At 66.5% G+C, this 11,072-nt stretch carries 10 protein-coding genes; 4 read left to right on the top strand and 6 right to left on the bottom strand.

Annotated features, from left to right (window positions below; genetic code table 11):
• Positions 1–150 precede the first annotated feature (150 nt).
• Entirely contained in the window at positions 151–960 is an 810-nt protein-coding gene (locus tag EB835_RS15025) for a TSUP family transporter (protein ID WP_346763154.1), read from the bottom strand.
• A 9-nt stretch (positions 961–969) separates the two neighbouring features.
• Positions 970–2,838, bottom strand: coding sequence for a proline--tRNA ligase (locus EB835_RS15020; protein WP_135810262.1), 1,869 nt, complete (start codon positions 2,836–2,838; stop codon positions 970–972).
• 113 nt (positions 2,839–2,951) lie between these two features.
• Here EB835_RS15020 and EB835_RS15015 point away from each other — a divergent pair, with 113 nt between their 5' ends.
• Positions 2,952–3,815, top strand: coding sequence for an NUDIX hydrolase (locus EB835_RS15015; RefSeq protein ID WP_240688771.1), 864 nt, complete (start codon positions 2,952–2,954; stop codon positions 3,813–3,815).
• A 1-nt stretch (position 3,816) separates the two neighbouring features.
• Entirely contained in the window at positions 3,817–4,233 is a 417-nt protein-coding gene (locus EB835_RS15010; protein WP_135810261.1) for an RNA-binding S4 domain-containing protein, read from the top strand.
• Positions 4,234–4,262: 29 nt separating this feature from the next.
• On the opposite strand, the gene EB835_RS15005 is transcribed toward EB835_RS15010, so the two are convergent.
• Positions 4,263–5,144: a GNAT family N-acetyltransferase gene (locus EB835_RS15005; RefSeq protein ID WP_135810260.1), complete on the bottom strand. Its 882-nt coding sequence runs from the start codon at positions 5,142–5,144 to the stop codon at positions 4,263–4,265.
• 81 nt (positions 5,145–5,225) lie between these two features.
• Entirely contained in the window at positions 5,226–6,389 is a 1,164-nt protein-coding gene (gene ispG / locus EB835_RS15000; protein WP_135810259.1) for a flavodoxin-dependent (E)-4-hydroxy-3-methylbut-2-enyl-diphosphate synthase, read from the bottom strand.
• Positions 6,390–6,515: 126 nt separating this feature from the next.
• Here ispG and EB835_RS14995 point away from each other — a divergent pair, with 126 nt between their 5' ends.
• Positions 6,516–6,758: a hypothetical protein gene (locus EB835_RS14995; RefSeq protein ID WP_135810258.1), complete on the top strand. Its 243-nt coding sequence runs from the start codon at positions 6,516–6,518 to the stop codon at positions 6,756–6,758.
• A 75-nt stretch (positions 6,759–6,833) separates the two neighbouring features.
• The gene (locus EB835_RS14990; RefSeq protein WP_135810257.1) at positions 6,834–8,288 is read left to right on the top strand and encodes a serine hydrolase domain-containing protein; all 1,455 of its coding nucleotides are present in this window, start codon (positions 6,834–6,836) and stop codon (positions 8,286–8,288) included.
• Positions 8,289–8,299: 11 nt separating this feature from the next.
• Here the strand turns inward: EB835_RS14990 and EB835_RS14985 are convergent, their stop codons facing one another.
• Entirely contained in the window at positions 8,300–9,826 is a 1,527-nt protein-coding gene (locus tag EB835_RS14985; RefSeq protein ID WP_135810256.1) for a M50 family metallopeptidase, read from the bottom strand.
• Positions 9,823–11,043, bottom strand: coding sequence for a 1-deoxy-D-xylulose-5-phosphate reductoisomerase (gene dxr, locus EB835_RS14980; RefSeq protein WP_135810255.1), 1,221 nt, complete (start codon positions 11,041–11,043; stop codon positions 9,823–9,825). The genes EB835_RS14985 and dxr overlap by 4 nt, the downstream gene beginning before the upstream one ends.
• Between the last annotated feature and the right edge of the window lie 29 nt (positions 11,044–11,072).

The following is an 11,072-nucleotide window of genomic DNA, read 5'->3' as shown; positions in this document are numbered from 1 at the left end:
TCGAGGTCACGACACCACTGTGTGGGTCAGCGCAAGGTGGAGTCACGATCACGGGATGGAGAGGCCAACACCTACTCTGCCAGCCAGTCCCAGACCAGCCACTGTCAATACTCACAGCGCAAGGTTGTTAAGCCCCCGTCAGGTAGCAAATTAGTGGATGAGGGCGGAGAGGACGTCGAAACCGAGTTTGAGGATCATCGCGGAGACGACGATGACGAAGATGACGCGGACGAAGCCGGACCCCTTCGCCAATGCTGTGCGGGCGCCGAAGACCCCGCCGGCGACATTGCCGATGGCCACCACGATGCCCAGCAGCCACACCACCTGGCCGTCGGGGACGAAGTAGACGAGCGCTCCGAAGTTCGTCGCCCAGTTGATGACCTTCGCTGTGGCCGAGGCCAGCAGGAACGAGAACCCGATGAGCGAGACGAAGGCGATGACGAGGAACGACCCCGTCCCCGGCCCGAGCACCCCGTCATAGATGCCGATGACGAGCCCGATCAGCCACGACAGCGCATGGTGGCGCTTCGACGTCTCACCGAACCGCAGGCTCGCATCGGCCCCGAGGCTGGGGTTGAGCAGAGTGAACAGGCCGACCCCGACCAGGGCGAGGAGGATGATCGGGGTGAACAGCTCGGCCGGCACCAAGGTCGCGAGCTTCGCCCCACCCACGGCGCCCAGGAACGCCGAGGCGGCCGCCGGGATCGTCGCCGACCGGTCCGGGGTGATCTTGCGCAGATAGGTGATCGCCGAGGCGGTCGTCCCCGCGATCGACCCGATCTTGTTCGTCGCGACCGCCTGGACGGGACTCATCCCCGGCACGAGCAGCAGCGCGGGCAGCTGGATCAGTCCGCCCCCGCCGACGACGGCATCGATCCACCCGGCCAGGGCTCCCGCGGCGAGCAGCCACAGGACCATCGTCCAAGTGACATCGATGCCTCCGGCGAGGGCTTCGAACACCGAGGCGGCTCAGCCGTTGACAGCGACAGCGGAGTCCGCGTCGTCGGCCGCCGCAGCCGCATCGGCGGCCGCATTCGCCTTGGCATACGCCTCACGGACGCGGGCGACGGTGGAGGGGACCACCTCGGCGACGGGCTGGTCGGACTTCTCCCCGGCCAGACGGTCACGCACCTCGACGAGCCCGTCGGCCAGTCCGCGACCGACCACGATGACGGTGGGGATGCCGATGAGCTCGGCATCGGCGAACTTGAACCCGGGCGAGACCTTGTTGCGGTCATCGAGGAGGACGGACACGCCCTCGGCTTCGAGTTCCGTCGTCATCTTCTCGGCTGCCTCGGCGATCTCTTCGCCCTTGCCGGCGACGATGATGTGCACATCGGCCGGGGCCAGGTGTTGCGGCCACAGGAGTCCGTCCTCGGAATGGTATTCCTCGGCGATGCAGGCCATGACGCGGGTGACGCCGAGGCCGTAGGAGCCCATGGTCACGGTAGTCGCCTTGCCGTTCTGGTCGAGCACCTTGAGGTCGAGGGATTCGGCGTACTTGCGGCCGAGCTTGAAGATCTGGCCGATCTCGACGCCGCGGGCCAGCTCGAGCGGTCCCGAACCGTCGGGGGCGGGATCTCCGAGGACGACTTGGGCGGCTTCGATCGTGCCGTCGGCTGTGAAGTCGCGACCGGCGACGAGGTCGAAGACGTGGCGGCCGGGTTCGTTGGCTCCGGTGATCCAGCGGGTGCCGTCGACGACGCGGGGGTCGAGCAGGTAGCGGATCTTCGACGGAGATTCGAGGCCGAGCACGGGGTTGTCCAGATCATTGCCGGGTCCGATATAGCCCTTGACCAGGCCCGGGTGGGCGGCGAGGTCTTCGGCGGTGGCGGCCTCGAGGTCGACCTCACCAGCACCGAGCATGCCGGTTCCGGCAGCCCGGTCGAGGTCGACGTCGCGGTCACCGGGCAGGCCGATGACGATGATCTCGCGGGTGCCGTCGGGGTGGGTGACGGCGCAGACGACGTTCTTCAGGGTGTCCGCGGCCGTCCATTGACGATCGGCGCGAGGATGCGAAGCGTTCGCCGCGGCAACGAGGGTCTCGATGGTCGGGGTCTCGGGAGTGTCCTCGACATGGGCGGCAGGCGACTGCGAGTACGGGATCGCCTCGGGCACGATCGAGGTCACGGCCTCGACGTTGGCGGCATATCCGCCCGGGGACCGCACAAAGGTGTCCTCGCCGACCTCGGAGGGGTAGATGAACTCTTCGGTGCCGGAGCCGCCCATGGCGCCGGGGGTCGCCTTGACCGGCAGGCACGGCAGGCCGAGGCGGGCGAAGGCCCGCAGATAGGCCACACGCATCGCTTCGTACGAGGCGTCGAGTCCGGCGTCGTCGATGTCGAAGGAGTAGGCGTCCTTCATGATGAATTCGCGTCCGCGCAGCAGGCCGGCGCGGGGGCGGGCCTCGTCGCGGTACTTCGTCTGGATCTGGTAGATCGACAGCGGCAGGTCTTTGTAAGAGGAGTAGAGGTCCTTGACCAGGAGGGTGAAGACCTCCTCATGGGTGGGGGCGAGGATATAGTCGTTCTCGCGGCGGTCACGCAGATGGAAGAGGTCGGGTCCGAAGGCCTCCCAGCGGCCGGACTTCTTGTACGGGTCGGCGGGCAGCAGGCCCGGGAAGTGGACTTCCTGCGAGCCTGCGAGCGCCATCTCTTCGCGCACGATGGCCTCGATCTTGGACAGCACGGCCAGTCCCAGCGGCAGCCACGTGTAGATTCCCGGTGCTGACCTGCGGATGTATCCCGCGCGGTGCAGCAGTTTGTGGCTGGCCACCTCGGCGCCGACCGGGTCCTCCTTCTGGGTTCGCACGAACAGGGACGACATGCGCAGGGCCATGGGTAAATCTCCTCAACTTGTCAAGACTCAGATCGAACACTATCGCACGCGGACGAGGCGGAGGGAATCGGTGCGAGCGCGGATTCGTCACCTGGGGCAAGAGAATTAGACTGGTGACTGCAGCACCGAAGTCCAGCATCGGTCGGGACCATCCGGTTCCCCGCCCGGTCCCCGCTGAAACGACCAGTCCGAACGATACGAAGAGCATGCCTGATCCCAGTCAACTCACGCAGTTCCCGCGGCCCTCGGTCGCGGTCGACACCGCGGTCCTCTGCCCCGTGCCCGGCCGTGGCCTGCATGTTCTCATGACTCATCCCGGAGACGGGATGTGGCAGCTGCCCGGGTCGATTCTGCGTCCCCAGGAACGCCTCGCCGAGGCGGTCGCCCGCTGCCTGCGTGAGAAGGCTCGGCTCGTCGACCGCGCCCCCGTCCAGCTGCATGTCTTCGACCAGCCCGATCGTGACGACCGCGGCTGGGTGATCTCCGTGGCCCACCTCGATGTGCTCTCCGCCGCTGACGTCGGGCTCGCCGAGGATGACGGTGCCGGTGACTCGACCGTCCCCGAGACAGCGGACACTGAGCCTGCGGAGTCCGATTCCGATCTCCCCGACTCCCCCGTCCACAGCCGGAAGCTCGTCCCCGTCCATGATGTCCACGAACTCAGCGCCGAACATCAGGAGATCGTGCGTGTGGCCGTGCACCGACTGCGGGCCTTCCACGAACGCACCCCGGATCCCTTCGGACTGCTCGAGAAGGAGTTCTCGCTGCGTCAGCTGCGCGAACTCCACGAGATCGTCGCCGGTGAGGACCTCCAGGCCGATACGTTCCGCCGCACCATGCTGCCTCTGCTCGACCCCACAGGTCAGGCCGTCAGCCAGGGACGAGGACGCCCTGCACAGACATTCACCCGGCGCTCGGCTCTGGCGCTGCGCGCCGACACGCGGATCCAGACGCCTGAGCGACCCCGACGGGAGTGAGATGACTGAGATCGATCGTGACCCTGCCAAGCACATGCGCGTCGACGTGTGGCTGTGGACGACGCGGATGTTCAAAACCCGCAACCTCGCCACTCAGGCCTGCCGCGGCGGGCATGTGCAGGTCGACGGTCAGCGCGTCAAGGCCGCACAGAAGGTGAGCATCGGCCAGGAGGTGCGGGTGCGCAAGGCCGGCACCGAATTCACGTGGAAGATCACCGGATTCATTCCCACGCGGATGCAGGCCGGTGTGGCCGTCCGCTGCTACGAGGATCTCACTCCCCCGCCCGATCCCGCACTGCGCGGATTCGTGCCCCGACGCGACAAGGGTCTGGGGCGTCCGACGAAGAAGGACCGCCGGGAGATGGAGAAGTTCCTCGGCGACATGGCCAAACCGCAGTCCCGCAACCGCCGGGGCTGATTCGCCGACGGCTTCAGTCCATGACCGCTTCAGTACATGACTGTGGCGAAGGTGCCGACCTGTTCGAAGCCGACGCGGGCGTACATCCGCAGAGCCGCCTCGTTGTAGTCGTTGGCGTACAGGCTCACCGTGGAATGGCCCTTGTCGCGGGTGCGTTGGACGACGGCGGCCATGCCCGAGGCGCCGAGCCCCTGGTTGCGCACTGCGGGATGGACCCATACCCCCTGGACCTGGACGATACGGCGAGCGCGGATGCCGATATCGGCCTTGAACAGCACCTGCTCGTCCTGTTCCTGGGCCGGCCATCTCGGCACCGCACCTCCCTGGGGCAGGGTGGCAGAGATCCTGGCATAGCAGTTCTTGCTGCGGATGATCCCGCGCACACGCGACAGGTACCCGGCGGTGCCGTCCTCGACCGGTGAGAATCCGACCTCTTTGGTGAACATGTCGACGCTGGCGGGAAACACTGCACCGAGGTCGTCGAGAGTCACTCGGTGCACCTGTTCATCGGGGGTCACCAGCGGGTCGGAGCTGATGGCCAGCAGCGGCTGTCGCTCACGCACGCCGCGCGGTTCGCCCCAATTGAGTCGCTGTCGCAGATCGAGGATCACGGACCGGCTGCCGATGAGTGAGCAGGAGACGCGACCGTCGGCATTGAGTTTGCGCGCGAGCACCTCGTTCGTCGCCGGAGTCGCCGCGACCGGAATGATGTTTCCGCCCACCCAGTAGGCGGCGACGGGTCGGTCGCCGTCGAAGATTCCGTACAGCGTTCCGGCCGGAGACCCGATCCGCGCGGTGCCGGTGACTTCGAGCAGGGAGATGAGATAGATGTTCTCGCAGGGATTGCGCGCAAGCAGGTCCGTCAGCCACCGGGTGTGCTGATGTTCCAGTCGTGCGATCCTCAGCGCCATGTGCCCCTGAACTCTTTCTCAGCCGTCAGCATGGGCCAATGACTGGACCATGAATCTGTTCGTCCTCACAAGGTATCGCACTCACCCGATGGTGACTTCAGGCGGTCCCGAGGCGACACCGGATGATTCGCCCGCTGCCTCCTCGGCGATCCGGTTGGCCTCGTGGATGAGGGTCTCGACGATCTCGGCCTCGGGCACGGTCTTGATCACCTCGCCCTTGACGAAGATCTGGCCTTTGCCGTTGCCGCTGGCCACCCCGAGGTCGGCGTCCCTGGCCTCGCCGGGACCGTTGACGACGCAGCCCATGACCGCCACCCGCAGCGGCACCTCCATGCCCTCGAGCCCGGAGGTGACCTCCTCGGCGAGGGTGTAGACGTCGACCTGCGCACGTCCGCAGGAGGGGCACGAGACGATCTCGAGCTTGCGGGGTCGTAAGTTGAGGGATTCGAGGATCTGGTTGCCGACCTTGACCTCTTCGGCCGGCGGCGCGGACAGGGAGACACGGATGGTGTCGCCGATCCCCTCGGCCAGCAGGTGTCCGAAGGCGGTCGCGGACTTGATGGTGCCTTGGAACGCGGGCCCGGCCTCGGTGACGCCGAGGTGGAGCGGCCAGTCCCCGCGTTCGGCGAGCAGTTCGTAGGCACGGACCATGATCACCGGGTCGTGGTGTTTGACGGAGATCTTGAAGTCATAGAAGCCGTGCTCCTCGAACAGGGAGGCCTCCCACATCGCGGATTCGACGAGCGCTTCGGGCGTGGCCTTGCCGTACTTCTCCATCAGCCGCTTGTCCAGGGAACCGGCGTTGACGCCGATGCGGATCGACACCCCTGCCTCGGCGGCGGCCTTCGAGATCTCCTTCACCTGGTCATCGAACTTCCGGATGTTGCCCGGGTTGACGCGCACCCCGGCGCATCCGGCGTCGATCGCGGCGAAGACGTATTTGGGTTGGAAATGGATGTCGGCGATGACGGGGATCTGGGATTTGCCGGCGATGATCGGCAGGGCCGCCGCGTCGTCGGCGGTGGGACAGGCCACGCGCACGATATCGCAGCCGGTGGCGGTGAGTTCCGCGATCTGCTGCAGAGTCGCGTTGATGTCCGTCGTCGGCGTCGTCGTCATCGACTGCACACTCACGGGCGATTCGGATCCGACGCCGACCTTGCCGACCCTGATCTGCCGCGTCTTCCGCCGGGGCGCGAGGACGGGAGGTGGAGGGGCGGGCATTCCGAGATTCACCGATGTCACGAGGACGATCCCTTCCGTCTGGCTGGTGACCAGCGACAATGATGGTGCCGATGCCGAGGTGGCGCCTCGTTGCGGCCGTATTGTTCGAACCACGCCCATTGTAGGACCTCCCACTGGGTCCCCGTCGTGCGTTCCATTGGTTGCCCCCCGTCGGCGATCGTTGAGACCACGCCGGCGGATCTCAAGGCGCGGCTCACCGACCTTGCCCGCGGCCATCCGGAGCAGGTGTGGGGGCCGCCGGGCGTCACGGCCGAAGAGGCGGCCTGGCGGCTGCTGACCGTGCACGTCGAGGAGGTCATCGACTGCATGGATGAGGATGGACTGACGGTTGTCATCGGCAGCGACGATATCTCAGTCAAGGGCAGGTAGTCCCGCTGTGCATTTCCCAGGGTAGTGTGAAGCTGACCTGCCAGAAGCGTGCCGGACATGTGAAGGAGCGGACCCGTGAGCGAAGGCGCATACCCCGACATCGAAGCGATGACTGCCTCCCTGGACGCTGAGGCGAGCGCGCTGTCTGACCAGGGCGGATCCCTGGCGTGGGGAATCTTTCGCCGAGGCGGCCCTGCGCGTTCCGCAAACGCCGACGTTCCGTACCGGATCGCGTCGATGACGAAGTCCTTCACCGCCGCAGCCATCGGCCTCCTCGCTGCGAATGGCCTCGACCTCGACCGGCCGTTCGGCGAACTCGTGCCCGGACTGGCCGGCACGGCGATCGGCGACCGCACCTGCCGGCAAGCGCTGACCATGGGCACCGGGTTCACAAAGGACGATCCGTGGGCCGACCGGATGGAGTCGATGGCCCCGGACGAGCTGATCGCCTGGCTGCGCCGCGGCGCGATCGCTTGCGCCCCCGCCGACACCGGTTACGAGTATTCGAACCTCGGCTATGCGGCGCTCGGCATGGTCGCCGAGGCGGTCACCGGACGGACGTTCACCGAGTTTGTGAGCACGGAGGTCCTCGAACCACTCGGACTCACACGTACCGGGTTCGACCACACCGACTTCCCGGACCTGGTGCCGGGATTCCGAGTCGACCTCGACGGTGGCCTGCATCCGGCCGAGCTCACCGGTCCCGGCGTCTTCTCCCCCATCGGCGGGGTGATCTCTACGGTGGGCGACATCGGCACGTGGATGTCAGCCCACCTCGACGCGCTCGACGACCTCGACGCGCGGCCCGGAACGCTGCCGCACATACTCGCCGGCAACCAGCAGGGCCGACGGCTCATGGACTCCCAGCGCAGCGACCACCATTCGGAGACCCTGATCTACGGCTACGGCCTGGAGACCCGACTGGATTCGCGCTTCGGAAGGGTGGTCTGCCATTCGGGCGGCTACCCCGGATTCGGGTCGCACATGCGGTGGTTCCCCGAACTGGAGCTGAGCATCGTTGTCCTCGGCAACACCACGTACTATCCGGCTCAGCGCAGCGTCCAGAACGCCGTGGACGCGGGGTGGGCGGCAGCCATCGGGACGCCGGATCTCACTCTTCACCGCAGCACCACCTCGGCGGCGGTGCCCCGCTATGAGGCGAAGTCTGCACAGATCCAGACGGTCCTGGACGCGGCGAACCTCGTCGCGGACTTCGACGATGCGGTCGCCGATGAGCTGTTCTCGGTGAACATGGACCTCGACGAACCCCGGGACGAACGGCGGGAGCGATTCTCAAGGTGGCGGGCAGCCAAGCAGGTCACGGCCCCGTTCACCGAGGCGGACCTGACAATGGTCTCCCCGCTGCGCGGACTGGTCACGGTGCCGGGCAACGGGACAGCCACGGGCAACGGTGAATCGACGACGGGCACCGGCGATACAGCAGGGACGGACGCAGCAGATCAGGCGGAGACGATCACGGTCGGCCTGAACCACCTCGGCGAGGTGCAGGCGATCACGCTCAGCGCCTGACCCCCGTTCCCCTATCCCCCGGAGTTGAAGATCGCGTCGAGGGTGATGGGTTTGACCAGGTCGACGTAGATGAGCAGCGCCGTCATGCACAGCATCAGCCCGATGCACACATAGGTCAGGGGCAGCAGCTTCGCCGTGTCGAAGGGTCCGACCAGTCCGCGTCCGCGCCACCGGTTGATGCGGCGGCGGGCACCTTCGTAGAGGCCGACGGCGATGTGTCCGCCGTCGAGCGGCAGCAGCGGGATCATGTTGAACGCGAACAGGAAGATGTTGAGCGAGCCGAGCATGCCCAAGCCCATCTGCGCCTTGTCCATGACGTCGATCTTGTCGGTGGAGACGATCTCACCGGCGATGCGTCCGACCCCGACCATGCCGACGAGGCCCTCGGCGTCGCGGTCCTTCGAACCGACCGCGACCTCGCCGATGTCGACGAGTTTGACCGGCAGGGTGGCGATCGCGTGGAAGACGCCGGAGACCTGATCCCAGACTGCTCCGGGGAATTCCCCGAGCGGCAGGGAGTCACGTTCGAACACAGGGCCGACGCCGAAGAATCCCTGTGTCTCGGTCTGCGGGGTCCCGTCCGGGTTCATCAGCGCCTGACCGGAGTCGTCGACCTTCGGCCGTTCGGTGGCGATGATCGGCACCGTCACCGTCTGGGACTCGCCGTCGCGGACGAAGTCGACGTCGACGCGCTCACCTGCGTGTTCTTTGATGACCGAGGACAGCTGGTCCCAGTCCTTCGTCTCGACGCCGGCGATCGCGGTGATCTCATCACCCGGTTCGATCCCGGCTTCCCACGCGGGAGTGAGCTGATCGTCGTCACGGCACGTGTTCTGCTCGGAAGCGGGACGCTGCTGCGCCTCCGATGCGGGCACGGCGCATTCGACGACGGTCTGGACGGTCGTCGTCGGGGTGGTCACACCGATGCCCAGCAGCGAGATCCCCATGATGAGGATGCCGAGCACGAGGTTGACGAAGGGTCCGGAGAACATGACCACAAGGCGTTTGGGCACGCTGAGCGCATAGAACGTCCGGTGCTCCTCCCCCGGTTCGATCTCCTGGTTCGAGAACTCGCGGGCATCGGCCATCGTGTCCTCGAACAGCCGGCCCTTCCGCTTCTTCCGGTTCCGGCGCAGCGGCGCCGCATCATCCCTGACTGCGCCCTCGCCGAGGTGGCCCCCCGTTCCCGTGACTCCGCCGTCGACTGCGGCGCCGGGTCCCTCGGGCTGTTCGGCCGAACGTGCGGGGCCGCCGGCGACCGTCGCGCCCGCTCCCTCGAGGCGGGACTTCGTCGCCTCCTCGGGCGGGTACATTCCCGGCATCGCGATGAACCCGCCGAGGGGAAACGCCTTGATGCCGTATTCGGTCTCACCGCGGCGGAAGGAGAACAGAGTCGGCCCGAAACCGACCATATAGTGGGTGACTTTCACCCCGAATCGCTTCGCCGGTGTGAGGTGGCCGAGTTCGTGCAGGGCGATGGAGATCGAGATGCCGATGAGGAACAGGATGATCCCGACGATATAGAGGACAACGGTCATCGGCGTCCCCCCTTCTGTTCGGCGACATCGGCGCGAGCGAATTCCCGCGCCCAGGCGTCGGCGGCCAGGACGGTCTCCACAGTATGTTCGGCCGCTGCTTCGTGGGCCGCCAATGCCCGAGCGAGGCCTTTGTCGATCCCGGTGAAGGCGATGTCACCGGCGATGAACGCGGCGACGAGTTCCTCGTTGGCGGCGTTGAGCACCGCCGGGAAGCTGCGGCCCCTCTTACCTGCGTCGATGGCCAGGCCGAGGGCGGGAAATGCAAGATGGTTGACCGGTTCGAACGACCAATGCATGGGCTGGCCCCAATTGTGCGGAACAGCCCCGGAGGACAGACGTTTCGTCATCCCATCATCCTGCGTGCCCAGCGCATAGGAGATCGGCAGGCGCATATCCGGTGGTGAGAGCTGTGCAATCGTCGATGCGTCGGTGAACTCGACCATCGAATGGATCTGCGACTGTGGATGGACGACGACTTCGATATGGTCGAAATCGATGTCGAAGAGCAGGTGGGCTTCGATGACTTCGAGCCCTTTGTTGACCAAAGTCGCCGAGTTGATGGTGATCATCGAACCCATCGACCAGGTCGGATGGTTGTGCGCCTGAGCGGGGGTGACTCGGCGCAGAGCATCCCGGGTCATGCCCCGGAAGGGCCCGCCCGAGGCAGTGATGATGAGCTTGCTGACTTCCCCGTGGGTGCCGGCGCGCAGAGCCTGGGCGATGGCAGAGTGTTCGCTGTCGACGGGAACGAGTCGGGCACCCGTCGCACGAGCGGCGTCGAGGACGAGGGAACCGCCGATGATGAGTGACTCTTTGTTCGCCAGAGCCACATCCGTGCCGTTCGCCAAGGCTGCCAGGGTGGCGCCGAGGCCGGCGGCACCGGTGATCGCGTTGAGGACCATGTCCGCCGCCATGCCCGCGACCACCTCGGCGGCGTCGTGACCGAGGTGGATGGCTTCGACGGGATCGGCGATTCCCCGCTCCGCGGCCAACCGGGTCAGACACTCACGCACCTCGACCTCGCCCCCGGCGGGTGGGTTCGTGAGCCCGATGACCGGAACGCCGAAGTCCAGAGCCTGCTCAAGCAGCAGATCGAGCTGGGACCCGGCGGCCAAGCCGATGATCGCGTGCTCGTCCCGGTGCTCGGAGAGGACGTCGAGGGCCTGGGTGCCGACCGACCCGGTGGAGCCGACTACAATGAAACCACGTTTACTCACGCCAACCGATGATGCCAAAGTTCTCTGGG

This window comes from Brevibacterium sp. S22, from assembly GCF_004745485.1.
Lineage (GTDB): Bacteria > Actinomycetota > Actinomycetes > Actinomycetales > Brevibacteriaceae > Brevibacterium.
Note: the sequence above shows the minus strand (reverse complement) of the source record. Positions and strands in the feature narration are given on the sequence as shown.

What these genes read in the sequence shown, in the direction of transcription:
- EB835_RS15020 (WP_135810262.1), bottom strand. Translation starts at nt 2,838, where the DNA reads ATGGCCCTGCGCATGTCGTCCCTGTTCGTGCGAACCCAGAAGGAGGAC.
- EB835_RS15010 (WP_135810261.1), top strand. Translation starts at nt 3,817, where the DNA reads ATGACTGAGATCGATCGTGACCCTGCCAAGCACATGCGCGTCGACGTG.
- EB835_RS15005 (WP_135810260.1), bottom strand. Translation starts at nt 5,144, where the DNA reads ATGGCGCTGAGGATCGCACGACTGGAACATCAGCACACCCGGTGGCTG.
- EB835_RS14985 (WP_135810256.1), bottom strand. Translation starts at nt 9,826, where the DNA reads ATGACCGTTGTCCTCTATATCGTCGGGATCATCCTGTTCCTCATCGGC.